This is a genomic window from Flavilitoribacter nigricans DSM 23189 = NBRC 102662 (assembly GCF_002646595.1).
Classification (GTDB): domain Bacteria; phylum Bacteroidota; class Bacteroidia; order Chitinophagales; family Saprospiraceae; genus Flavilitoribacter; species Flavilitoribacter nigricans.
Genome location: NZ_PDUD01000003.1, coordinates 86057 through 112153, shown reverse-complemented (window position 1 = coordinate 112153; position 26097 = coordinate 86057). Strand labels below are relative to the sequence as shown.

At 50.9% G+C, this 26097-nt stretch carries 18 protein-coding genes; 7 read left to right on the top strand and 11 right to left on the bottom strand.

All coding sequences use genetic code 11. The features are described from left to right. Window positions 1–203 precede the first annotated feature (203 nt). From CRP01_RS03500 to CRP01_RS03490, 3 genes are all read right to left on the bottom strand, one after another. Entirely contained in the window at window positions 204–623 is a 420-nt protein-coding gene (locus tag CRP01_RS03500) for a hypothetical protein (RefSeq protein WP_143473249.1), read from the bottom strand. A gap of 535 nt (window positions 624–1158) precedes the next feature. After that, on the bottom strand, window positions 1159–4539 hold the full coding sequence (locus CRP01_RS03495) for a methylmalonyl-CoA mutase family protein (RefSeq protein ID WP_099148612.1): 3381 nt from the start codon (window positions 4537–4539) through the stop codon (window positions 1159–1161). Window positions 4540–4694: 155 nt separating this feature from the next. After that, window positions 4695–7082, bottom strand: a complete 2388-nt coding sequence (locus CRP01_RS03490; RefSeq protein WP_099148611.1) for a S8 family peptidase — start codon at window positions 7080–7082, stop codon at window positions 4695–4697. A 270-nt stretch (window positions 7083–7352) separates the two neighbouring features. Between CRP01_RS03490 and CRP01_RS03485 the strand changes: the two genes are divergently transcribed. Further along, window positions 7353–8282 carry an alpha/beta fold hydrolase gene (locus CRP01_RS03485; RefSeq protein ID WP_099148610.1) on the top strand — a complete coding sequence of 310 codons (930 nt, stop codon included), beginning with the start codon at window positions 7353–7355 and terminating at the stop codon, window positions 8280–8282. Between the two features lie 2 nt (window positions 8283–8284). After that, a complete protein-coding gene (locus tag CRP01_RS03480) occupies window positions 8285–9190 on the top strand; it encodes a sigma-70 family RNA polymerase sigma factor (RefSeq protein ID WP_099148609.1) in 906 nt (301 codons plus the stop codon). On the opposite strand, the gene CRP01_RS03475 is transcribed toward CRP01_RS03480, so the two are convergent. Beyond that, on the bottom strand, window positions 9174–10793 hold the full coding sequence (locus tag CRP01_RS03475; protein WP_099148608.1) for a hypothetical protein: 1620 nt from the start codon (window positions 10791–10793) through the stop codon (window positions 9174–9176). The two genes, CRP01_RS03480 and CRP01_RS03475, sit on opposite strands and share 17 nt — an antisense overlap. 276 nt (window positions 10794–11069) lie before the next feature. On the opposite strand from CRP01_RS03475, the gene CRP01_RS03470 reads away from it, so the two are divergent. Beyond that, complete coding sequence (locus CRP01_RS03470; protein WP_170110201.1) at window positions 11070–13187, top strand: tetratricopeptide repeat protein; 2118 nt, start codon at window positions 11070–11072, stop codon at window positions 13185–13187. Between the two features lie 9 nt (window positions 13188–13196). On the opposite strand, the gene CRP01_RS03465 is transcribed toward CRP01_RS03470, so the two are convergent. After that, complete coding sequence (locus CRP01_RS03465; protein WP_233752621.1) at window positions 13197–13805, bottom strand: TetR/AcrR family transcriptional regulator; 609 nt, start codon at window positions 13803–13805, stop codon at window positions 13197–13199. Window positions 13806–14652: 847 nt separating this feature from the next. On the opposite strand from CRP01_RS03465, the gene CRP01_RS03460 reads away from it, so the two are divergent. Continuing rightward, window positions 14653–15915: an aminotransferase class I/II-fold pyridoxal phosphate-dependent enzyme gene (locus CRP01_RS03460; protein WP_099148605.1), complete on the top strand. Its 1263-nt coding sequence runs from the start codon at window positions 14653–14655 to the stop codon at window positions 15913–15915. Window positions 15916–16023: 108 nt separating this feature from the next. Here CRP01_RS03460 and CRP01_RS03455 read toward each other — a convergent pair whose 3' ends face one another. Together CRP01_RS03455 and CRP01_RS03450 are read right to left on the bottom strand one after the other, a co-directional pair. Continuing rightward, window positions 16024–16911, bottom strand: a complete 888-nt coding sequence (locus tag CRP01_RS03455) for an endonuclease/exonuclease/phosphatase family protein (protein WP_099148604.1) — start codon at window positions 16909–16911, stop codon at window positions 16024–16026. A 42-nt stretch (window positions 16912–16953) separates the two neighbouring features. Then, a complete protein-coding gene (locus CRP01_RS03450) occupies window positions 16954–17451 on the bottom strand; it encodes a TlpA family protein disulfide reductase (RefSeq protein WP_099148603.1) in 498 nt (165 codons plus the stop codon). 250 nt (window positions 17452–17701) lie between these two features. Between CRP01_RS03450 and CRP01_RS03445 the strand changes: the two genes are divergently transcribed. Together CRP01_RS03445 and CRP01_RS03440 are read left to right on the top strand one after the other, a co-directional pair. Continuing rightward, window positions 17702–19408 carry a DUF6029 family protein gene (locus CRP01_RS03445; protein WP_099148602.1) on the top strand — a complete coding sequence of 569 codons (1707 nt, stop codon included), beginning with the start codon at window positions 17702–17704 and terminating at the stop codon, window positions 19406–19408. A 29-nt stretch (window positions 19409–19437) separates the two neighbouring features. After that, window positions 19438–20277: an Omp28 family outer membrane lipoprotein gene (locus CRP01_RS03440; protein ID WP_099148601.1), complete on the top strand. Its 840-nt coding sequence runs from the start codon at window positions 19438–19440 to the stop codon at window positions 20275–20277. A 143-nt stretch (window positions 20278–20420) separates the two neighbouring features. Here the strand turns inward: CRP01_RS03440 and frr are convergent, their stop codons facing one another. The 3 genes from frr to serS all read right to left on the bottom strand — a co-directional run bounded on the left by frr (window position 20421) and on the right by serS (window position 23091). After that, a complete protein-coding gene (gene frr / locus CRP01_RS03435) occupies window positions 20421–20984 on the bottom strand; it encodes a ribosome recycling factor (RefSeq protein ID WP_099148600.1) in 564 nt (187 codons plus the stop codon). Between the two features lie 69 nt (window positions 20985–21053). Then, a complete protein-coding gene (locus CRP01_RS03430) occupies window positions 21054–21755 on the bottom strand; it encodes a zinc metallopeptidase (protein WP_099148599.1) in 702 nt (233 codons plus the stop codon). 58 nt (window positions 21756–21813) lie between these two features. Then, window positions 21814–23091 (bottom strand): serine--tRNA ligase, encoded by a 1278-nt coding sequence (gene serS / locus CRP01_RS03425; protein ID WP_099148598.1) that lies wholly within the window; start codon window positions 23089–23091, stop codon window positions 21814–21816. Window positions 23092–23445: 354 nt separating this feature from the next. Between serS and rho the strand changes: the two genes are divergently transcribed. Next, entirely contained in the window at window positions 23446–25125 is a 1680-nt protein-coding gene (gene rho / locus CRP01_RS03420) for a transcription termination factor Rho (protein ID WP_099148597.1), read from the top strand. A 135-nt stretch (window positions 25126–25260) separates the two neighbouring features. On the opposite strand, the gene CRP01_RS03415 is transcribed toward rho, so the two are convergent. After that, window positions 25261–26058: a nuclear transport factor 2 family protein gene (locus CRP01_RS03415; RefSeq protein ID WP_099148596.1), complete on the bottom strand. Its 798-nt coding sequence runs from the start codon at window positions 26056–26058 to the stop codon at window positions 25261–25263. Window positions 26059–26097: the final 39 nt, after the last annotated feature.

Below are 26097 nucleotides of genomic sequence, written 5' to 3'. Positions count from 1 at the left end.
CGATGATCAATAAGCTTAAATTGGCTGGGAAAAGGTATAAAATTGAGTACTATTAAAAGCTAAAATAAGTGAATGTTTCGTTTTGAGTTTGCGCGAAATTTCGAATTTTGATTCTTACAAGTGCCTCCAAAATAGAAGGCACTTAATAAAGAATCCCATGAAACGAAAAATAATTCGTGTGATTTCTTTTCAGTGAAAGCGTTTTAAAACTTGAAGTTGACACCCAGATCTAATCTTCGGGTTTTTATGATTCGGTCATCCGCGTTGAGAATTTCGGACAGACCGTAATTATAACGCAATCTTAGCCTGCCAAATTTTTCCAGATTAAAACTTAGTCCAGAAACCAGACCGGAATCGAAGCCAAGATCATAACGGGTATCGATATCTGCGGGTAGTGGACGTTCTCCCAGTGCTTCCGCCCGGTTGGCCACCATACCGAGGTACGCGCCGGCCTCAAAATCAACCAGCGGACTCAGGGGCAGACTGCCGTAGATGGGCGCACTGCCGTGGTATTGTTTCAAAAGATTGCCACCCAGACGGGAATAAGGCAAGCTATTCTTATTGACGGCAACATCGGCACAAACGGACCAGTTGCCCAGATCGAAGAGCGTTTTGGACTTCACAAATATGGTGATGGGAGAGCAGGTTCTTGACTTCCCGCCCTTGTTACCGCCGCCAACAGCTTGGGCATTACACTTATGCCAGGCTACTCCTAGAACCAATAAGCAAATAATGACCGCTAATTTCATGAATCCTACCTGTTTAAAAAGCTACAATATGGGGGAGGGTTCTGGCTGTTTAATTATCCAAACTGATTCCTCCGGCATATTATTTTACGAAAAATACGGAAATGGTTGCAAAAATGTGAGTCATGCTACCAAAAACCTTATCTATGACGGCGAAATTGGAAAAGGTAACAGTTTTTATTGGTCCCGGATCGGATGGTTTTTCCGAAAACCTGGGATGGTCCCAATTCCTTATCCCGCCACTTCAAAGTGTGCCGAATCCCGGAGATGTCCCCGGCAAATCGAAAGAAAAATAAAATCTATTCTGGATTGAGAACTGGTACGGGGAAGTTGCCTGACCGTGCCTCGCTCATTTGGAGCCAAATGGCACGGTCAGACGGTTCCCGTACATTTATGAAACAGGAAAATGGATCTACATGTTCCTTCGGTATTGCCCGCCCACTTCGTAGAGGGCACGCGTGATCTGACCCAGGGAACAATACTTGGTGGCTTCGATCATTTCGGCAAAGATATTGCCGTTCCGGCGGGCGACCTGCTGCAGCGCCTGCAGGGCCTTTTCCGCCCGTTCTTCCCGGGCCTGGTGTAGCAGCCTCAGGGATTCGATCTGCGCCTCTTTTTCCGCTTCCGTAGAGCGGATCACCTCGTTCGGGATAACGGTTGGAGAACCAGCATCGCTCAGAAAGGTATTCACCCCGATGATGGGTAGCTCACCCGTATGCTTCAGGGTTTCGTAGTGCAGGCTTTCCTCCTGGATCTTACTGCGCTGGTACATGGTTTCCATTGCGCCCAGTACCCCTCCACGCTCGGTAATGCGGTCAAATTCGGCCAGTACGGCTTCCTCTACCAATTCGGTCAGTTCTTCGATAATGAATGACCCCTGCAGCGGGTTCTCGTTTTTGGCCAGTCCCAGTTCGTGATTGATGATCATCTGGATGGCGACCGCCCGGCGCACACTTTCCTCCGTCGGCGTGGTAATGGCTTCGTCGTAGGCGTTGGTGTGGAGGCTGTTGCAGTTATCGTAAATGGCGTACAGCGCCTGGAGAGTGGTCCGGATATCGTTGAAAGCGATCTCCTGAGCGTGCAGCGAACGGCCCGAGGTTTGAATGTGATACTTCAGTTTCTGACTCCGCTCGTTGGCGCCGTACTTCTCCTTCATCGCTTTGGCCCAGATCCGGCGGGCTACCCGGCCCATAACGGCGTATTCGGGGTCCATGCCATTGGAAAAGAAGAAGGATAAGTTGGGAGCAAAATCGTCGATATCCATTCCCCGCGACAGATAATATTCCACAAACGTAAAGCCGTTGGCCAGCGTAAAAGCCAGCTGGGAGATCGGATTGGCGCCGGCTTCCGCAATGTGGTAACCGGAAATGGAAACGGAATAGAAATTGCGCACCTGGTTTTCGACAAAATATTCCTGGACGTCCCCCATCAGTTTAAGGGAAAACTCGGTAGAGAAAATACAGGTATTCTGGGCCTGATCCTCCTTGAGAATATCGGCCTGAACGGTGCCGCGAACGGCCCGTAGTGCTTTGGCTTTCAGTTCTTCGTAAACCTCCGGCTCCAGGATCTGATCACCGGTAATACCCAGCAACAGAAGTCCCAGACCGTCATTGCCTTCGGGAATATCGCCTTTGTAGGACGGCCGGTCCAGCTCCCGATCATCGTATAGTGCTTTGAGTTTGGCTTCGACCTGATCTTCCAATCCGTGTTCCCGAATATACTTCTCGCAGGTCTGATCGATCGCTGCGTTCATGAAAAAAGCACAGATGGTAGCGGCCGGTCCGTTGATCGTCATGGAAACGGACGTTTTCGGATCGCAGAGATCAAAGCCCGAATACAATTTTTTGGCATCGTCCAGGCTGCAAACGTTGACACCGGAATTCCCGACTTTCCCGTAGATATCCGGGCGATGATCGGGATCTTCCCCGTAGAGGGTCACCGAGTCAAATGCCGTTGACAGCCGGTTGGCGGGCATACCCAGTGAGAGGTAATGAAAACGCCGGTTGGTGCGTTCCGGACTACCTTCCCCGGCAAACATGCGGGTAGGGTCCTCCCCTTTTCGTTTGAAGGGAAATACGCCGGCGGTATAGGGAAATTCTCCCGGTACATTCTCCTGCAATACCCAGCGGAGGATATCTCCCTGATCGTTGAATTGCGGCAACACAACTCGCGGAATACGCGTGTGGGAAAGGCTGGTGGTATAGGTAGGCACTTTGATGTCCCGGCCCCGTACCTGATAGACAAATTCGTCGGCGGCATAGGCCGCTTTCCGATCCTCCCATTCTTCGAGAATGCGTTTGCAATGCCCGTCGAGATCAAGCGAGATCTCTTCGACCGTTTTATTAAGCTGTTCCACCAGATCTTTGCTGCTTTCCGGGTCCTGTGCATGCAGGATGGACCGGCTTTGCAGGAGTGCAGACCGCTTCCTGGCGATATCGCTCTGCTTTTCGACCCAACGATCGTATTGCCGGTTATTTTCCGCGATCTCCGACAGGTAACGCGTGCGGCTGGGGGGAATGATGTAGATCTTTTCGCTCTGGCGCCGGTCCTTCGGCAACTCGGTAGCAAAAGGTGCGCCGGTTTCCGCCGACAGGCGGTTCATCAGTTCGACGTAGAGCCGGTTCATACCCGGATCGTTGAACTGGGAAGCGATAGTGCCGAAAACGGGGATCTCCTCGGCCGGAGTGTCCCAAAGCTGATGATTGCGCTGGTATTGTTTGCGCACATCGCGTAGCGCGTCCTGAGCGCCCCGTTTGTCAAATTTATTGATCGCGATCAGGTCCGCAAAATCGAGCATGTCGATCTTTTCCAGTTGGGTGGCGGCCCCGTATTCCGGCGTCATGACGTACAGAGAGAGGTCCGAATGATCGACGATCTCCGTATCGGACTGGCCGATACCGGATGTTTCCAGAATGATGAGGTCGTATCCGGCAGCTTTGACGATATCCAGTGCGCTCTGAACGTGTTTGGAAAGCGCCAGATTGCTCTGACGGGTTGCCAGGGAGCGCATGTAGACATGCGAATGGTGGATCGAATTCATGCGGATACGGTCGCCCAGCAAGGCACCTCCGGTTTTCCTTTTGGACGGATCCACCGAAATGATGGCAATGTATTTATCCGGAAAATCGTGCAGGAACCGACGGACGAGTTCATCCACCAAACTGGATTTGCCCGCACCGCCCGTGCCGGTGATCCCGACCACGGGAATATCTTTATCTTCCACTTCGCTCCGGATCTGGAGCAGCCAATCCCGGTTTTCGTCCGGGAAATTCTCTACCGCCGAGATCAGCTTCGCAATGGCCCGGGGATCCTTTTCCCGAAAGCTTTTAACCTCTCCGTTCAAATTCAGCCCGAGTGGAAAATCACAGGTTTTCAGTACATCGTTGATCATGCCCTGCAAGCCCATCTGTCGGCCGTCGTCGGGAGAATAGATGCGGGTAATGCCGTAATTGTGGAGTTCTTCGATCTCCGCGGGCAGAATGGTGCCACCGCCACCACCGAAGATCTTGATGTGCTGAGCTCCTTTTTCCCGGAGCAGGTCGTACATGTATTTGAAAAACTCCAGGTGGCCACCCTGGTAAGAAGTAATTGCGATGCCCTGGACATCTTCCTGAATAGCGGTATCGACGATTTCCTGCACGGAACGGTTGTGCCCGAGGTGGATGATCTCAGCGCCCGTGCTCTGCATGATCCGGCGCATGATATTGATGGCGGCGTCGTGCCCGTCGAAGAGGGACGCAGCCGTCACCAGCCGGATCTTATTTTTCGGTTGGTAAGGCGGAATTCTTTCCATATGTAGTTTTGGTTAGGGAATGCAAAGATACGCATCTTTTGGCAGGTAGCACTAAGCAAAACCGGGCTGGAATTGGATAATTACCACCCGCGCCGGGTCTGCTAAGCATGCCTGTCCGGTAGCCCGAACCCTATCGCCATTTTTCCAGACCCGGATCAGCGCACCACCAGTTTCCCGCTTTGCAACAGCTGTCCATCCCGGATAAATCGGTAAAAATACATGCCCGACTGAAAGTCATCGGCAAAAAGTGCGCTTTGCAATTCGGTCAGACTCAGCGAGAACACTTGCGCTCCCTGGGCCGTATAGACCTGAAACCGGACCCGATCCGGATCCGGCACATTGTACAGAACCTGAAAATCACTCTGACGGGAGATCGGATTAGGGTAAATTATAAACTGATCGGGAAGAATAAAGTTCAGGCTGACTATGGAGGTATAAAGAACGGTACCGTCGCTGAGCGTGAGCTTCACCCGGTACGAATTGATTCCGGAATCAGGATTGGGATCGGTAAATTCGAAGCGGGAACCAACCGGGTTATTAATGCTTGATTTCGCGATAAATTGTCCGGATTCGGATCGTTCCAGCGTAAGGGTTTGCAGGTTGTACGTACTGCCGACAGAAAGGGACAGCACGGCCGACTCTCCGACGATCGTGCCCGTAAATTCCCGGATATAACAATTTTCCGGTTGCTGGTTGAGGTCATAGGCAAAACTGCGAATCCCTTCTTTACCGCCGGGCATCACCGGAGCGAAAGCGATCACGGGACTGATCAATTCATTTTTGGAGAGGATCACAAAAGTATCGGAGGTAAGCAGAAAGGGCTCCATATAGTTCGCACCCAATTGGTAGAATCGGTATTGGTCAATGCCCGGATGCCGGGTCCAGCTTACCCCGGTAGAGTCCACGCAGTTCAGTGCAAACTGAAGGAAGGACTGGGAGGAGATAGTAAAAGTGTCACTGATGTAGGATGCATTGCCGATCTCCATCTTCAGCAGCGCCCGGCTGACCGTATCCGGTGGTGTCCATGACCAGGTGCCTGCGGACAGGTCCACATTGGAAGCCAGCGATTGCCAGTTGACCCCGTCAAAGCTGAGCGACAATGCTCCATTTTGGGATCCGTCATTCGGAAATTCCCAGTACACCTGTTCGAGAAAGCTACCATTGGGCACCACCTGGTTGTCGCGACTCGGGAAGAGCCACCGGAAATCACTACCGGTATCCCACTCGTAAACGATGTGGTAGGCCTGTTCCGCTACCTGGAAATCAAAAGCATCGATCCGGATCTCGTAGTTGCCGGCTTCCGGTTGTTCCAAAACGATCTGCTCTACGTTATTGACATGATCTTCGCCGGATCTGGCGGGAAGCGCCAGTGAATCCGCATGCGGGAAGGTGCTCAACACCAGGGGAGACCACTGCCGGCCATCCGCTATCCGTGTAAGGCTCATATCCAGGTCATTTACCAGTGCTTTATCGGTATTGATTGCCGCCGGAGGATCGTTCCAGACCAGGGTGATCTTCAGTTGTTTTACGCCTTCGGGTATTTGTAGATTATGTTGCCGGGTCTGCTCAAATTCGACCGTATCGCTGATATAATGTCCAGTCAGCAGTGTCTGCAGGGACTGATAAACATCGGTATTTCCGAAGCCGTAAGTATAGTCCGGACCGTCAGCGCCCAGATCGGCAGCTCCGTTGATCAGTAAAGCTTTGACGAGCGCAGCGGCCGGCAGTTCCTGCTTTTCTTCCCAATAGGCCTGTTGCAGAATAAGCGCAGCGCCGGAAGCGAGCGCCGCCGCCGCCGAAGAGCCGTTTATCCCGAAAGCTACCAGTTCGGGTTTGATGCGACCGTCAAAAGTAGGACCGCGGGAACTGAAGGGATCAATGATCCGGAATGAATCGACCACTCCCATGGTCAGCACATTTTTGGCCGTTTTGAATTCTCCCGTCATATTGGCGTAAGCGGGAATGCCGGTATACGGACCGCTAACCGGGGTTTCCGCTCCGAGATTACCGATCGAAAACACCTGGAGCAGCTGGGGCAACTGACTGATCTGGAGATCGTATGCCGCAGCAACGGGCCCGTAGAAATTTTCGATGCTATCGATGCCGTAGGAGTGGTTCTGTACGCTGATATCGAGATCCTGGAAATAGCTGTTGGGATCCGGATAAATATCGAAAAAGCTGGAGGACGTCAGGTGGGCTCCCCAAGCGGTACCCAGACCGGTGTGAAAAGAGTTCCCTCCTCCGGCAATGATCGTAGCCATCAGCGTGGAGTGGGGCGATACAACCCCCGAGGATCTTGGATGGGGGATTTGCCGGCCATTGAAATCGATATCCAGCGTGTCGTATTGGAATTCCTTTATGGAAACGGTTCTTCCCTCTCCGTTGTATTCGGGCAGGTAAGCGCGTACCCGGTTGACGCCGTTCAGATTGAAATTGACGAAGTTGGATGCCGTTTCTTCGGAAGCCGGTTGTGCCAGAGCGGAAACTCCCAAAAAAAGGACGAGCATGAAGCTCGATAGAGCCGTTGCAGCGTATCGGATCATTTGTTCTATTTGTGGGCCAAACTGTTATTACCTATTTAATCGAAGTCGATGCAACTTAGGTAGAGGGAATAGAGTAGAGGGATTACTTATCGTTAAAATGGAGCAAAATCGCTCATTTTAACGGTTGCAGTCTCTCTACGCTTTACTCTCTACAATTCAAGTAGCGCAACTTGAATTATTTAACAGCAGGCTGCAAAGATCAATTTTTTTTGCGGATTTGTCACAAACGGGAATAAAGCGAGGTCTTCAGGTAAAATCAAAAAAATTATCATGAAAACTTTTGATCCCAAAGTGAATGCGGCGGCCAGACCCAATTGGCTGCCCTCCGAATTATACCCTTTCCGAAGTCATTTTTTTAATTATCGAGGTGCTAAGATCCACTACCTGGACGAAGGCCAGGGCCTACCGATCGTTTTTTCTCATCCGGCAGTAGGCTGGTCATTTATGTATCGCGCCCTGATCCGTATACTGAGCGAAAGGTATCGGTGCATTGCTGTGGATTACCCCGGTTTCGGGCTGTCGGAAAAACCGGTTGATTATACCTATTCCCTCCGGGGGCAGAGTGAAGCCCTGGAGGCATTATTTGATCATCTGGAGTTGGAAAGGGTGATCCTGCTCGGGCACGATACCGGTGGCGCTTCGGCCTTCGCACTGGCGCTGCGCCGTCCCGAAATTGCAATGGGAATGATCCTGACCGATACCGTGATCTTTCCGGTTAGCGAATACCCATTCATTATCAATTTTCTGAACACGATGGAATACCGGCTCTTTGGCTGGGTCAACCGGCGTTTCAATCTAATGATGCAGATCACCTCCCGTTTTGCCTTCAAGACCATACGATTGAGCGCCACGGAAAGCAGGGTTTACCGGCAAAGTTTCGGGACTCCCGAAAAAAGAGAGGCCATTCGGAAAATTTTACTGGACCTTAAGCACGACGAAGGTTTAATGCAACAGATCTATCAGGCATTTAAAGAGCAGTGGCCGGCAGTACCCAGCTTGTTAATGTGTGGGGAAAAAGATAAATTGGTCAGCGGTGGAGTTTACGATCGCATTAAAAAATTATTGACCAATGCCACGACTCTGCTGATCCCGGGAGAAGAACATTTCCCCCACGAAGGCCAGGCAGAACTTATGGCCCGCCAAATTGAAACCTGGATGGATCGGCATTTTGTAAGCTCCGGCGTCTCAAACCATTTTTGATCATGGCCATTGCGGAATTATTTTCCAGTTACCGACCTTACCTCTTTACGGTGGCCTACCGGATGCTGGGTGCCGTGGAGGAGGCTGAGGATGCGGTGCAGGATGCCTATCTGAAAGTGCGGCATTTACAGCCGGAGTCGATCCGAAACCCCAAATCTTATCTAACCCGGGTAGTGACTCACTTGTGTCTGGATCGGCTCAAGGCATTGAAGCGGGCCAGGCAGGATTATCCCGGCCCCTGGCTACCGGAACCTCTGGAGTTGGATAAGGAGCAACAGGTACACCATCGGGAATCACTGTCTACAGCTTATCTTTTACTATTGGAAGAATTGGGCCCAGTAGAGAGAGCGGTTTTTTTACTGCGGGAAGCTTTTGACCATCCTTACGAAGACATTGCCTTCATCCTGAATAAAAGTGTGGATAACTGTCGGCAGATCTATAGTCGCTCCAGAAAGCACTTGAAAAATTGCCGGAAGATCAGGAGTCAGCCCGATAATGAAAAGGCGGTGGAATTGATTAATCAGCTTATCGACTACGCAGAAAAAGGCGAATACGAGGCCCTGACCCGGCTATTTGTAAAAGAAGCTACGGTAGTGGCCGACGGAGGCGGTAAAGCCCGCGGAGCGCTGCGCCATATTCTATACGGCGCGGAAAATGCCGGTAAATTTGTTCTGGGAGCCGCCCATAAATTAAATCCGGACGGCGCAGTTTTCATTTATAAGGAATACAACGATGCTCCGGCCTTAGTTGGTCTGATAGATAATCAACCTTTCCTGGTACTCTCCATTGCGCACGATGGAGCGCAGATTACTGCCCTGTATGCACTGGCGAATCCGGATAAGCTCATTCACATTATGAATAAACCGGATCCTAATCGCGACAAAATAAAGATCACAAATTCTGACTAAGGTAAGTTGCCCAACTTTCCAATCCTTTTTGCTCATCGACCAGGAACAGTAAATTGGAATAAACGAGGATATCTCCCCGGGGACTGCCCAGGCGACCTATCGGCTCTCCGTATTGCTCTACGATCTGGCCGGTAGTGGCACCCCGACTGATCCCTTTGGCCGTCTCACCGGTGTATTCCGGATCGGTCATCTGAATGCAAATGATCAGTGACTGGGCCGCATTGTAGTGAATAAAGATCCGGGAACGGCTGTCTTCCCCGCCCGGATGGGGATTTTGCAGGAGGCTCATGGTGTCCGTAATGGCCAGAGAAAGATCTTCGTCGTAGCTGGGACCTTCGGAAAAATCCAGCAGATCGATCCCATCGATCCGTTCTTCCGGGAACCTGTCCTGTTCGGGCGATTGCACCGGCTTGCCCAGCAGGATATCCTTGTTGACGCCCGCCAGGGTATTATTTTTCGCCATTGCCTTGTTGAAATAATCCTGGGCGGAGGCATCGTCCTGCTGCAGGGAGGCGATGATGCCCAACAGGACTTCACTGTCGCTGACGACTTTATTATTACCGGATCCGACGGCGCGGTGCAGGGCTTCGGTTTCCGCGTAGAACTTGGCCCGTACAATGTCGCCGAGTAAAGTATAGGCGCAGGCTTTATTAAGATAAGCCGGTGCATAATCCGGGTCCATGCTGATCGCATAGTCAAATTGCAGGATGGCTTCCCGCAGCAGATCGAGGCGGGCGGGGTCCACTTCCCGGCTGCTGCCGCGCATGGTGGCGAGGTCCAGTTCCAGCGGGAACAAGAACCTGACCTCTTCCGTCGTGAATTTTTCCAGTGCTTCCCGGACGTAGAGAATGCCGAGATTATTGTACAGTTCGCGACTCTGATACTCCCGTAGAATATAGCGGTAGTACAATTTCGCTTCGGCGAACGACCCGATGGCGTTTAGCCAGTTTGCCATATCGAAAATGGTGATCAGCTGCTTCATGCGTTCACCGGAGCGGCGGGCGAGGACCTGCCGGTCCGAAAGGCTGGGGTAGTTGTCGCCCAGTTCCTCGGGGAAGCCGTAAGCTTTATAGATTTCCGTCATGAAATCCGGGGTCTGATCAAAAACCGGGTAACCGGCGGAATAAGCCAGAAAGCCCCCCAGATAGTCGGCCTGCGTTTCGTTGAGCACATTATCCCGGATCTTGTCGAGTTTGACACCAATATCCAGATCCTGGAAATTGGCGGCAAAACCGCGTCTCCAGGCGTGCTTTTCGTAGTAGTGGGTAAGCTCGTGTCCGAGGAGGGTGGCCATGGCCGCATCTCCGAGACCACCGAAATTCTGGCAGACGTCGTACGCTTTTTCTTCTAGCCCAATCTGCAGCCCGTCGTAATCCATCCAGGCAACCATTCGTTCGTCCCGGCTCATGACAAATTCCGGAATGGGGTATCGGAAATCACCCTTGGCCTGTACCAGGCGATCGTAAACGGCTTTTGCCTGCCGGTATTTTTCGCTATCCATGATGGGAACGACCGCCTCGTGTTCTCCCGGGCGATCGGTATAACGGAAATAGCCGGGATCGTTGCTGGAAGATTGAGGATCAGTATCGTTATGGTCCGCCATTGACGTTTAGATTTGAGTTCAGGGAAATTATCATTATTCGGGTATCTTTCCAAGTATTGATCAAATAAAGGAATATGGTTAATTTGGTTGCCGGATGTCTAGCACTGGGAAGCTAAAGCTTAATCGATGAATACTTTGAGAATACTACCCCCCTTAAAACTCTTAGAAGCGAGCAAGATGTTGAGTACGCGGATAAAAAAATATTCACTTTTCCTATTCTTGTTTTTGGCAATTTGCTGGAGTAATGCCGGGCAATTGCCGGCCCAGGGAAATCCTATGTTTCGCACCAGTGCGGTCCGTGCGGTGATCGTGGGGATCTCGGATTACCAGAACATTTCCGATCTGGATTATGCGGACCGGGATGCGGAGGCGCTGGCCGCTTATCTGCGTTCGTCGGCCGGTGGTGAAGTGCCCGATTCCAATATACGTCTGTTGCTGAATGAAGAGGCTACGCAAATGCAGTTGGCCATGGCGCTGGACTGGCTACAGGAAGAAAGCCAGCCCGGAGACCGTGCCTATATCTACTTTTCCGGTCACGGTGATGTCGAAAAAAAGACGGCGCGTCAGCGTGGCTTCCTCCTTACCTACGACGCACCGAATACCACCTACATGGCCGGAGGGGCATTCCCTATCCTGTTTTTGCAGGATATCATCGGGGTGCTTTCGTCGGAAAAAGACGTGGAAGTCATCCTGATGGCCGATGCCTGTCGGGCGGGAAAACTGGCCGGTAATTCGATTGGCGGAAACCACGTCACGGCCGAAAAACTGGCAGAATCCTACGCTAATGAGATCAAGATCCTGTCCTGTCAGCAGGATGAGCTGTCGCAGGAAGGGGAACGCTGGGGCGGCGGTCGCGGTGTGTTCTCTTACCACCTGATCGAAGGACTGATCGGTTTGGCGGATGCCAGTGGCGACTCGGAAGTTGATCTGCGGGAGATCCGCAATTACCTGGAAAGCCAGGTCGGACAGGAAACGGCGGGCAATCAGTTCCCGCTGGTCGTGGGAGATCTGGGCCACGCCCTGGCCAAGGTAAACAACGAGAGCCTGGCCCGACTGAAGGAAGAAAAAAGTGAACTCGTCATGAAAGAAGCCGTAGCCATGAAAAATCGTGGGGGTAGCCGGCCGGACCCGGACACCCTCATCTGGCAGCAATATCTGGCTTTCAACGAGGCAGTAAAAGATAAACATCTGCTGTACCCGGAAGGAGGTGCGGCTTACACCATTTACCAAAAAATTGCCGGCGAAACGATACTCCGTCCCTACCGGGATGAAATGAAGCGTAAGCTTGCCGTGGCTTTACACGATGAAGCCCAACAGGCGATCAATGCTTATCTGAGCACTCCCCAGGAAGAACTGTTGAAGCGTTGGTCCCACGATGATCGCTATACTTATTATCCCCAATACCTGGGGGTGGCGGCGGACCTTTTGGGGAAGGACCACTTTATGTACGAAGATCTGCGTACCCGGCAGTTGTATTTCGAGGGACTCGAGTTGAGACTGAAAGGGGAGCAGGAAAAGAAAAAAACGTTGTTTCAGGAGGCCCTTGCCAAACAACAGGCCGTGATCGGACAGGATTCCTCGGCGGCCTATGCCTTCAATGAGCTTGGCCTGTTGTACCGCCGGCTTGGGGAAGAAAAGATGGCAACGGCTTACTTGGACGAAGCGCACGAAAATTCACCGACCTGGGTGCTTCCTATGGCTAACCTGGTAGGCAATTACGCCGAATTGGGCAAATTGGAGGAAGCGCGCGAAATGGCTAAAGAAGCGCTGGCTCTAGATTCCTCTTTTACCCTCATTTATCACAACCTGGCGTACACTTACGAAATCGAGGAGAATTGGGAAAAGGCTATCGAATATTACAAAAAAGGCGTCAGCTTCAATCCGGAATATGCGCCTTCTTATTACAATATCGGCCTGGCCTATTACCACCGGGATGAGCTTGCAGAAACGGAAAAATACTTCCTGGAATACGCGGAAAAACTTGCCGATACGGATGCTTCGATCTGGAGCGATCTGGGGTACATTGCCAGCGTGCAGGAGAAATGGGATAATGCGGAGCAATACTTCAAGAAAGCCCTCACGGTAAACCCTGATTACGAACTTACCTATTTGAATCTGGGAGAGTTTTACCTGAATAACAACCGCCTGGCGGAAGCTGAGGAGGCCTACGGAACCTACGTGGAAAAAAGACCGGATCGCGATGTGGGCCACTACATGCTGGCGGCAACACTGGCCAGAATGGGGCGGAAGGAAGCAGCACTTAAAGAGCTGGAACTCGCCGTAAAGCAGGGATTTGACGATGCCGAGAAACTGGATCAGGATAAGCATTTCGAGAGCCTGCGGGGGAATAGAACCTTTAAAAAATTACTGCAGGACCTGAAGAGCGAAAAGTGAGCAGGGGAATTATTTAACCAGCTTGAATACCATAAAATCGATCATTTCCCGCACTTCGGATAAATTCTCACCGTTGATCTTGATGTCCGTCAATTGCGGCAAATGCTGGGCGAAGTAGACGTGGTCATTGGCCATTTCAAAAAGCGTGCTGGCCAGCGCGAAAGGATAAGGGAATTTGGGATTGACTTCCAGGATCAGATCCGCTACCTTCTTAACCAGCGCTTTGTATTTTATGAAGAAGCCATCCTTATTTTCTTCGTCCACCTGTTTGGTCCGGTATACCTTGGTTCCCTCGTCGATCACTACGCGGTGCAGCACACTCTCGTTGACGAAATCAACGGCAGGATTTTCCATAGAGGCTTCTACCAGGGATTGAATAGCGATCCGCAACTTTTGCTCGGGATCGGAAATATTCATGATATGGAAGTCGATCTGGAAACTGACCCATTCCCAGTACCAGGCTACCAGATAGGTAAGCAGATTGTGTTTATTTTCGAAATAGCGGTATACAGAAGCTTCGGTAGATTGAATTCTCTCCGCAAGTTTTTTGAAGGTAAACTGCTCGAATCCAATTTCATCAACCAGCAGGATCCCGTGCTTGATGATGTTACGACCCAATTTAGTATCTTGAGGATCGCGTAGATATAGCCTTTGGTTTGGACGAATCTGAATCGCAACCGCCATAAAATTGTTTTAAATATCGACCCTGCAAAAAAAAGTTTTGTGCGCGGGTGGTAATTATTGGAATTCTTCTATTGTAGCAAGTACAAAGTTACCAAAAAAATAGAAAATGTATTCGTGATGATAGTTTTACTCTACGCCCTGTAGGACTATGGAAAGGATCGCAAACGGGCATTCGCCCGAAGAAGATTTTTCCTACCCTGTGAGATCCATAGATGATCAACTATTGCTGTGCTTATTTGTTGAAGAAACAAGGCACAATATCTACAGGTTCTCTTTGTCCCGCAAAGAAAGGCCAAAGCTAACCATTATAGGAATGAAATAAAGAATTTTGCGGTAGGTTTTTTCGCTTGCAATTTTACCATTTCCACACATTAGTTTAAAGATTTATTGATCATATCCGTCCTTTCCCGGTGAGGACCCTGACCGTTCGTGGAGCGAAAGGCTCTGCTGTGCGATTGAGGGGGCTGACCTCACTCCCGTCGCTGTTGTGAAATTTGTTAATGACCGTTTCTGGAATTATTAATTGGATCATAAATGCCATTGATCCACCTTTACCTTAGGTTCCGTTGGCAGATGCGTTGAAAATGCCCCGGCCAACTATAGTAGAGGTGATCCCTGGGGTGTAGGAAACCGACCTGCATTTTACCAGTAAATTAGCCACATACCTGTCCGTTGGAAGGGCGCTCGTTTGATCTGATGTACGGACAGGCAGTTTGTAAAGTAAGGAGTTCCGACAAATCGGGAACAAAGAGTTTTTTTAACCGATTTAAGTACAAATAGTATGACCAACAACACGGACCACGCAATAGACCGCGTGGTGAAGAAGGCCACTATGAGTGGTCTGATCAATCTTTCTCTGAGTAATGCGCACGTCGAAGACCCCAAAATGGTGATCGACGGAAAATCTCTGACCTCTTTCGCATTTTGTAATTATTTAGGGCTCAATCATGATGTGAGATTAAAACAAGCTGCCATTGAACAATTACTGCGGAACGGCACCTTTTGCTCCTCCTCCCGAACTTTTCTTCATTTAGATCTACTGGAAAAAGCTGAACAAAAAGTCAGCGCTATCTTTGAACAACCCGTAGTCATCGTGCCCAAAACCACGCTTGGTCACTTTGCCGTCATGCCGCTTCTGATGGGCCCGGACGATGCGATCCTGCTGGACCAGCAGGTGCACGCAACCATCCGAATGGCGGCCGAATCCATGCGCGCCCAAGGCATCGAGACCATCACGATACGGCACAGCCGGCTGGACCAGCTGGAGGACAAGATCAATGAACTTAGTAAACGCAAAAAGCACATCTGGTACATGATCGATGGAGTGTTTTCCATGTTCGGGGACGATGCCCCCCTGGAAGGCCTGATGAAACTCCTGGACCGCTACGAGCAATTGCATCTCTACGCGGACGATGCCCACGGCATGAGCTGGGCCGGAAAAAACGGTCGTGGGAGGTTACTTTCCCGAATGAACTATCATCCCCGGCTTTTCCTGCTCACTTCGCTGAATAAGGGATTCGGAGCGGACGGAGGTGTGCTCGTCTGTCCGGATGAAGCGATTCGGCAAAGGATCATTTACGGAGGTAACACCGTCATCTTTACGGGGCCCATTGCACCTCCTGCTCTGGGCAGTATCCTCGCTGCGGCGGATATTCACCTCAGCGACGAGATCTACCAGTTACAGGCCGGATTACAGGCCCGGATCCGGTTCTTTAACGAAGTGGCCAACGGACTTAAATTGCCATTGATCGCCGAAAACGATACCCCTATTTTTTATATCGGGGTTGGAAAACCGGAAGTCGGATTTGATCTCTGTAAAGCGATGATGAGCAAGGGCCATTACCTGGGACTGGCACTGTATCCGGCCGTGTCTATGAACAATACCGGTCTCCGGGCTACGATCACCCTTCGGCACAGCGAAAGTGACATCGAAGCGATGCTGCAAACCTTGGCCCGGCTGTTGCCGCGCATTCTGACCAAACACCGCACCAGCATTGAGCGGATACACCGATATTTTAAATTACCAAAACAGGAAATAGCCTGATCCTGAAGCACCAATAGCAACGGGAGTGTGGAAAACCCCGATCGTCGAATCCGACAATTGGCCGGTTTTTCACACTCCCGGCTATGGTTGGATACAGGCCGCGCCAGATTATTCAATTTCCAGGCGGGCGATCACCGGCAGGTGATCCGAAGGGAGACGGCCACTCCATGAATCCGAAAGGGTGGCGTGTTTCAGGACCCTTACGTTGTTCTTAATGAAAATGTAATCGATGCGCCGGTCCGGCACACCGGGGAACTGGAATGCATTGGTCCACGTACTGATGGGGCCATGGTGCGGTTGAACGGACTGGTAAAGCGCGTCCAGCAGGTGATCCGGATGATGGTCACCGGTCAGTTCGCCGTAAGGCGGATCCGTTGGGGTGGTATTGAAATCGCCGGTAAGCACTACCGGTGCCGACCCGGCAATCTCTTTGATCTTTTTGCGAATAAGCGCGGCACTTTGCCGCCGGGCCTGCTGTCCGCGGTGGTCGAAGTGGGTATTGAAATAGTAGAACGTTTTTTCCGTGTTTTTGTCCCGCAGTTTTGCCCAGCTTACAATTCGCGGCAGGGCGGCGTCCCATCCGGCTACGCCTACTTTATCCGGCGTTTCGGACAACCAGAAGGTATTTCCCTCCAGCAGCTCGAAGCGGTCCGTACGGTAGATGATCGCCGAAAATTCACCGTCCGGATCGGGATCAGTCGAACCGTCCGTTCGGCAAACCCCGTACCATTGGTAGCCGGGAAGCAGTTCCATGAGGTCGTTCAGTTGAGACCGAAAGGCTTCCTGTACACCGATCAGATCGGCTTCGTGGTAGCGGATCATACTGGCCGCTATATCTTTGCGGTTGGGCCAGTAATTGAATCCATCACCCGGGTTCGGGTAACGGATATTAAAGGTCATCACCTGGAAATAGTCGTTCTGGGCCGGCAAAACGGTGTAAGTGGCAAAGAGGCAAAGAATGATCATTACCTTCTTCAGTGCAGCTCTAAAATTCATGTATCGTTGTTGTAGTTGGTTTTTCGCGTTCCGGTACGGAGTTTATTCGTTAACCAGGAGCTTCAGTTGTTCCTCCAGTTCGAACTCATCTCCCGGAGAGTAGCCGGTATGCGAGAAAACAATTTCTCCACTGCTACTGACGACAAATGTTTGCGGAATACTGACTACGCCCATGGAATTGCGCAACTGATTGTTGGCATCGGAAAGAATCGTGAATTTCCAGCCTTTGCTTTCCACCATTGGTTTTACTTTGGCCAGCTGGCGCTGGGTATCGATGGTAATGGCCACCAATTCGACATTATATTTGCTTTGCCATTCTTCGTAGACTTCGGCAATTGCATCGAGTTCTTTTTTGCAGGGAGCACACCAGGTGGCCCACATGCTGATAATGGTCGTTTTGCCGTTATCCGCAAAACTGATCAGGTCTACATTCTTGCCATCCAGCGTTTTTAGATTGGTGGAAGGGAGCGTATTCTGACTGAAACCAGGCGCACTCAACAGTACGAAAAAGAAGACCGCCAATACATTGAGGACTTTCATAGTAATTGTGTTTTAATTGGATTTTGATTGTTAATGAATGAAAATTTAGAATAAGGATTTTGGTGCGCGCATTTATTAACGACTAATAGCGTATGCTTTAGTCTGTTATGGGGTCAATTTTAAGTAGTTTAGGCGCTTGGGAAAGAAGATGGTGATTGGAGGTTATACCTGGATTTTTTCTGCGAATATGGATCGCAACTCCGGTCTTCTCTTTTACGTATATACCATGGATTAAGTTACACTTGGAGAGATGTACAAAATTACACTAAATTCAGTAGTCCGGAAAATCCTGTATGGCCTAATTTTTTGGGTATGTGCAATTTCTGTGTCTGCCCAGAAAGGTGGGGGAGGACAGCTCACCGGCAGCTTTCAGGCGAATGCCAATTTTTTTATCCGGGATTCGCTGATCGGTGCGGCCAATACCCCGCAGTACGACCGGCAGAAGTACGGAGCTGAGGCCTGGCTCAACCTGAATTATCAGAATTGGGGCTTTGATTTCGGCCTGCGCTACGATCTGTTCAATAATTCCAATCTGCTCAATCCGACCGATTCCTACACCGCCCAGGGCATTGGCGCGTGGTATATTCGCAAACAGATCGACAAACTGGGACTGCAGGTCGGATACATTTATGATCAAATCGGTAGCGGTATCATTTTCCGGGCCTTCGAAGAGCGACCGCTCCTGATCGACAATGCGCTGGTAGGCGGGCGACTAACCTATGATCTCAGCGAAAACTGGCAGGTAAAAGCTTTTACCGGTCAGCAAAAGCAACAGTTCGACCGCTATGATTCCATCTTGAAAGGCCTGAATATCGAAGGATTTTTACTCCTGGGAGACAGCACCTCCCGCTGGAGCATCGCTCCCGGACTGGGGATCGTCAACCGCACCCTGGATGATGCCAGTATGAATAGCCTCGTCGCTACCCTGAATACGTATACGGAAAGGGACACCTTCACTCCGAAGTACAATACCTATGCCTTCAGCCTGTACAATACGCTGAGCGCCGGCCCCATCACCTGGTACGCAGAAGCGGCCTACAAGACCAAAGATAATCTGAACGATCCCTTCGGGCGGTTCGAGCGGGATTCGACCGTGGTGATCGGGGATAAATATTTCCTGGCGCCCGGCTCGGTGCTGTATAGCAGCCTGAGTTACGCCGCTTCCGGACTGGGGATCAGTATCGAAGCGAAAAGGACGGAGAACTTCAGTTTTCGTATCCGGCCCCAGGCACAGCTCAACCGGGGGCTGGTGGGATTCCTGCCGCCAATGACGCGGGTGAATACCTATCGACTAACCTCCCGCTACAATGCGGCTACCCAGGAGTTGGGCGAATGGGCCTGGCAACTGGATGCCCGGTATACAACTCCCGACCGCAACTGGAGTTTTTACCTGAACCGCTCCCATATTGATGATCTGCAGGGAGGAAAACTCTACCGGGAATGGTATTCGGAAGTGATCTACAAGCATAAAAAGCTATGGACCCTGACGGCCGGCCTGCAGTTTCAGACCTACAACCAGGAACGATACGAAGTGAAACCCGGGGTACCTTTGCTACAGACCAAAACCCCCTACCTTGATTTCCTGTACAAATTTACCCGGCGGAAATCCATCCGGTTGGAGCTGCAGGCCATGCTGGTGGGGGATGATGCCGCAGTAAACAGTCGCCAGGACTACGGCAACTGGCTGTTCGGACTGGTAGAGCTGAGCCTCGCTCCGCGTTGGGTATTTGCCGTGTCGGATATGTATAATCTGGCGCCGGGACGCAATTCACCGGAACTGGACGGGAAGAAAAAAGGGCTGCACTATCCCCGGCTGGATGTGTATTACACCCTGCGCGCCAATCGCTTTTCCCTGAGTTACATTAAGCAGGTGGAAGGCGTGGTCTGTACCGGTGGTATTTGCCGCCTGGAACCGGCCTTCAGCGGTCTTCGTTTCTCGGTGACGACCAATTTCTAGGAAAAGCCAAATGACCAAAAAAAATCGAGATGAAACATCATCCCTTTCTTCTGATCGTGATCTTATTGATACTGATCGCCTGTGAGGAAATACCTCCGGAGATCCGGCCCGCCAAGGACGGCGAAACGCCCATAGAAACGCCGGTAAGCGAGCAAAAACGGCAGGTACTGATCGAGGAATTTTCCGGGGTACGTTGCGTCAACTGTCCGGCGGGAAGTGATGCAATCCAGGTGTTGCTGGATATCTACGGGCCGCAACTGGTGCCGGTGAATATCCACGCCGGTTTTTTTGCCGAGCCCTACCCGGAAAGCCGGTACGATCTGCAGACGCAGGCGGGCTACGGCATTCTGGAGTACCTGGGGCAGCCGCTGGGTTTTCCTACCGCGGTGATCAATCGCAAGCAGTTTCCCGGTGAGGATAACCTCCAGCTTACCCAGAGATCCTGGGCCGGCCGCATCGCTGAGGAATTGCTGGAAGCGCCGACGGTGAAGATCGATATCCGCAAGGATTTTGCAGTCACGGATCGATTACTTCTTGTAAACGTAGACCTATATTTTGAAGCGGATATTGCTGCAGAAGATGTACGACTGAGTGTCTATATTACCGAGAACGGGATCGAGGATTTCCAGCTCACGCCGGAAGGTAAGGTCGGTAATTACGAGCACCTGCACGTACTGCGCGAAGTGCTCACCGATGTACGGGGAGACCGCCTAACCGAAACCATCCGGGCGGGTACGATGCTGAACCGGCGATTCACGATCGTGCTCCCGGAAGCCTGGCGGGCGGAAAATTGTGAGATCGTTGCCCTGGTGCATCAGGACGGGGACAGCAAAAAGGTATTGCAGGCCCATCGATCGAGTGTTGAATAAAGAGAGAAATGCTGCTCGAATTCTTCAACACCAGCGGAGCAGTTATTATCGGCTAAAAGCTTGGCACTGAGCCAGGAAGGGGAAATAAAAAAGCCATTGCAAATGGTAATTATGCAATGGCTCTTCCTCTTTTACAAAAGAGTTTATATCGTCATGATGTCCTGTTCTTTTACCTCCAGCATCTTATCCACCTTGTTGGTGTAGGTATTGGTCAGATCCTGGATCTCATCTTCTTTTCGCTTTCCGGCATCTTCCGGATATCCGTTTTTCACTTCTTTCCGGATGTCGTTCATCGCATCCCGGCGAGCGTTGCGGATACTAATTTTGGCATCTTCCCCGAGGCCTTTTACCTGCTTGACGAGGTCGCGACGGCGTTCCTCGGTTAGGGGTGGGATGATCAAACGTATCAGTTCACCGTCGTTCTGGGGTGTAATCCCAAAATTTGCTTCGAAGATCGCCCTTTCGATAGGACCGACCATTGACTTTTCCCAGGGCTTGATCTCGATAGTTCTGGCATCCGAAGTATTGACATTGGCTACCTGTTTCAGCGGAGTAGGATTACCGTAGTAATTCACCAAAACACCATCGAGCATGGCGGTTGATGCCCGGCCGGTACGCACTCTCACTAACTCTTTTTGCAGGTGCTCAAGAGATTCCTTCATGTTCTCTTCGGTCATGCCGACAATTAAACTAACGTCTTCTTCCATTTTATCTGAATTTTAAATCTATTCTTATCATAAAGATTCGCAATTTCTACAGATTATGCAAATCTATCATTAATCACGGCTTCCCATATACCTAAGGATCAGCCAGATCAGGATCACCAGTGAGGATAAAGCAGCTACCACATAGGTCATAGCGGCCCACCATAGTGCATCCTTGGCACCTTCCTGTTCGGCCCCACGGGTTATATTGGAACTTTCCAGCCAGGCCAGCGCGCGTTTACTGGCGTCGAATTCTACGGGTAAGGTGATCAAACTAAAGGCCGTGGTAATGGCAAATGCGGCAATAGTGATCAGCAGCAGGGTCTGGCCTCCGCCCATTGAAATAGAACCGATAGCAAATAGCAACAATACCTGCTGGGCACGGGCCGCAAATTGCACGACGGGCACAATAGCCGAACGCAATTTCAGCCAGGCATAGGACTTGGCGTGCTGAACGGCGTGACCGCATTCGTGTGCCGCTACGGCTGCTGCCGAGATGTTCCGGCCGTTGTACACTTCCGGGCTCAAGGTGACGGTCTTTTTCAATGGATTGTAATGATCCGTTAAAAAGCCCTGCCCCTGGGTGATCTGGACGTCGCCGATACCGTAGGCATCCAACATAGCCTGGGCCACATCCCGACCACTCATCCCGTTACTGAGCGGGATCTTGCTGTAATGGGCAAATTTACTGCGTAGGCGATTGCTTACAGCCGCACCGATCAACGAAAAGATACCGGTGAGCACGATATAGATCATATAGGGACCACTAAACATATTGATTAAGTGTTTTGGTTTATGACGAAAAAATCGCGCTACGGTAACTGTCCGTCCTTTAGCTCAGTACAGAAAAGCCGGTATAAGAACGCAGCTTTTCCGGTATAACAATTCCCTCCGGAGTTTGGTTGTTCTCGATCAGGGCCGCTACGATCCGGGCCAGCGCCAACGCACTACCATTGAGGGTATGAGCCAGTCGGTTGCCGTTTTCAGAACGGTAACGCAATTTGAGCCGGTTGGCCTGGTAGGTCTCAAAGTTAGACACGGAGCTTACTTCCAGCCACCGCTTCTGAGCGGCGGAATAGACTTCAAAGTCAAACGTAAGCGCTGATGTAAAACCAAGATCACCTCCGCAAAGGCGCAGGATCCGGTAAGGCAGTTCGAGCTTTTCCAGTATTCGTTCCACGTGGCCCAACATTTCCATGAGGCTGTCGTAGGAACGGTCCGGATGTTCAATGCGCACGATCTCTACCTTATCGAACTGGTGCACCCGGTTCAGGCCGCGCACGTGTGCGCCGTAAGAACCTGCTTCTCGTCTAAAACAAGGGGTATAGCCTGTGAGTTTGATGGGGAAATCATCTTCTTCCAAAATTACATCACGATAGATATTGGTAACGGGTACTTCAGCCGTGGGAATGAGGTAGAGATTGTCCTCATTTACGTAGTACATCTGCCCTTCCTTGTCCGGCAACTGACCGGTGGCACGGGCGGTATTTTCGTTCACCAGCAGGGGCGGAATGACTTCGTCATAACCGGCTTCCGTGGCTTCGTCCAGGAAGAAGGAGATCAGCGCTCTTTGCAGCTTCGCCCCTTTACCCCGGTACACGGGAAATCCGGCACCGGTGATCTTTACCCCCAGTTCCAGGTCAAAGATCCCGTAGTCTTTTGCCAGTTCCCAGTGGGGTTTGGCGTCATCGCCCAATTCGGGAAGTTCGCCGCTCCAGGCCTTAAAGACCTCATTGTCATCATCGGTATTACCGGATGGAACAGATGGATGAGGGATGTTGGGAACGGTATATAAAAGTTCGGTAAGTTCGGATTGAATATTTTTCAGTTGGTCCTCCATCTCGGATGCCTGCTCCTTCAGCTCGCCGACTTGCGCCCGCATGCTCTCGGCTTCCTCTCGCTTGTTTTGTTTGAACAGATCACCGATCTCCTTGGATAGCCGATTGCGTTCGGCCAGTGTCTGATCCAGATCCGTTTGGGTGGATTTCCGCTGGTCATCAAGCGCAATGATTTGATTTACAATGCTCAGTTCCTCTTCCTGAAAATTGCGTTTTTTTAATCCTTCGATCAGTCTTTCGGGTTCCGCTCGGATCGCGTTAAGTTCCAACATAAAGGTTCGTTATTTAAATTTTTGCAAAGATAGTATTTGAAATACAAAAATTAAATGTAAATTTGCGTTGACAGATGCACCAACAGCACCCCACTTCTTACGCAATCACTATTAAGTTTGGCAAAGTTGTTGATCCCTCAACTCCTGTATTTTCCGAATCAGAAGTGATAAGAGTTGGCTGATTTTGCGGAGCATATCAATTCGATGTGTGGTATTTGCGGAACCTCCACGAGCTTTTTTCCACAAACCGAGACCATTGTTTCCACTTTTACTCATTCATTAAGATAAATTCTCACATTACTTTACTAATACCCAACATTTCTATAAAAAATCCTTAAGTAACACTTACGCTATATGTTCGATATATTGCAGTTGAACGATATGCTTGTACCAGAGCTGCGTGACCTAGCCGAAAATTTAGGCCTGACTGGTTACAAGCGATTGAACAAACAAGAACTAATTCACAAGATTTTGGATCAGCAGGCTGTAGTAGAGTCCAGCGGCGACAACAAAGCCAAGGAAAATGCTAAAGCAGATAAAGATAACGATAAAGCATCGCCATCTCCCAAAAATACCAGTGAAGAAGAGTCCGATGATGACTCTGACGACGACTCCAGTGAAGAAAAAAATAAAGAGCGCGAACGACCGGTTCGCCGGCGCCGCTCCCGATCTTCCCGTGATGAAGCCAAAGAAAATGGACACTCCGAACGCGGAGGCCGCAGTGATCGCGGAGACAGAAGCGACCGCGGAGACCGGGACGATAGCCGTCGCCGTCGCCGCCGGCCGGAAGATGAGCCCGAAAACACCGGGCGCCAGACTTCTTCAGAAGGTTCTGATGAGCAGGCAGACAGTGGGAAAGAAACCCGCCGCCGCTCCCGCGAAGAAAATCAGGGCGATAAGTTCGACATTGAACTGGACGGTATCATCGAAGGAGAAGGAATTCTCGAAATGATGCCCGACGGTTACGGTTTCCTGCGTTCTGCCGATTACAACTACCTCACGTCTCCGGATGATATCTACGTTTCACCTTCACAGATCAAGTTGTTTGGCCTGCGTACCGGTGATACGGTGCGCGGTGCGATCCGCCCTCCGAAAGAAGGAGAGAAATACTTCGCACTGTTGCGCGTTTCCCGGATCAACGGTCTGGAACCCCAGCAATTGCGGGATCGCGTACCGTTCGATTACCTGACACCGCTGTTCCCACAGGAAAAATTCAACCTGAGCAGTTCTCCGACCGGCCGTGATTTCAGCGCCCGGATCATTGACCTGTTCACACCGATCGGTAAAGGTCAGCGTGGTTTGATCGTTGCCCAGCCGAAAACCGGTAAGACCTGGTTGTTGAAGGATGTGGCCAACGCCATCGCCAAAAACCACCCGGAGGCCTACCTGATCGTTCTGTTGATCGATGAGCGCCCGGAAGAGGTGACGGATATGAAACGCAGTGTGCACGCGGAGGTGATCGCTTCTACTTTCGACGAACCCGCCGACAATCACGTTCGGGTAGCGGGTATCGTACTCGAAAAGGCGAAACGCCTGGTAGAGAGCGGACACGATGTAGTGATCCTGCTGGATTCCATTACCCGTCTCGCGCGTGCATATAACACAGTTGCGCCGGCCAGCGGTAAGGTACTCTCCGGTGGTGTAGAAGCCAACGCACTGCATAAGCCTAAGAAATTCTTCGGTGCCGCCCGTAACATTGAGGACGGCGGCTCACTGACGATCCTGGCTACGGCCCTGATCGATACCGGATCTAAGATGGACGGTGTGATCTTCGAAGAATTCAAAGGTACCGGTAACATGGAGCTGCAATTGGATCGGAGCCTCGCCAACAAGCGTCTCTATCCTTCTGTGGACCTTACCAAATCCAGCACCCGTCGCGAAGACCTGCTGCTTGATAAAGATACGCTGCAGCGCATGTTCATCCTACGCAACCACTTGGCCGATATGAAGCCGGACGAAGCAATGGAGTTCCTGCGGAAGCACATGATCAATACGAGTAGTAATGAGGAGTTCCTCACTTCTATGAACGGATAGAATGATAAAACAAACGGAGCCACCGTGTTGACGATGGCTCCGCGAAGATAAACAGGAGGTATCCCGAATTTCGGCTTAGGTTGAAATTCGGGATACCTGTTTTAGGGAAGGTGTGATTGGGTGAGAGCGTCGGATTTATTCGGATCTTTTAGCTTCGTCAACCACCGATCCGTTTTCGGAAATATTCATTTTCAGTACTTTATCATCAATTTTGATGAATTCGAAGCGCAGGTCACGCTCTTTGGCAAAAAATGAATTTTGCGTTTCGGGGTAAAGAGCGATCTTCATCTTGCCGGCCTGCAGGAGTAAAGTGCTGTCATCACGGCCGATAACCACAGGACCGATCTGCGCGGACTGGTAAGTGCCCGTATACTGATCCAGTACCGCCTCGGAAAGGGAGATCTCCTGTCGGGTACTGACGTATCCCGCCGGCTGATGGTCATAGCTCAATACGCGGGACATCCTCCAGGTATCGTCCTTGTATTCCCATACATGCGTGAATTTGGCCGAACCGTCCAGCCTTTCCGCCTGGTCCTTCTCCTGTACGTAAAACAGATGCTCGCCGGTGATGATCGCTCCGTAATTATTGAGTGGATAGACCTGCACACTACCGGCAACTGCTTCTCTTCGCATCCGATAATGCTCGTTGGCGCACAGACCAGTTTCCATAGATTTGATAAAGTCGGACCGGGATCTGGTGAGGCCTCCTTTATCGTGGTAGAATTCCAGATCCTCGGTAAAAAACGTAATCATTTTCGTGAGATCACAGTGGTTGTAGGAATCCCAGAAAAGGCTATCGGCCAGCAGTACCTGCTGCGACAAGTCATCAGGAGCGGCGGTGTCCGCAGAGGATTGGGCCGGCAGTTCAGTACCAATGACTATTCCAATAAAAATCAGGAGCCCGGTGAATCGTAAGAGCGTGGGTGTCTTCATGTTTTGCTTCGTATAATAGTTGTTGAAAAGGATGTAGCG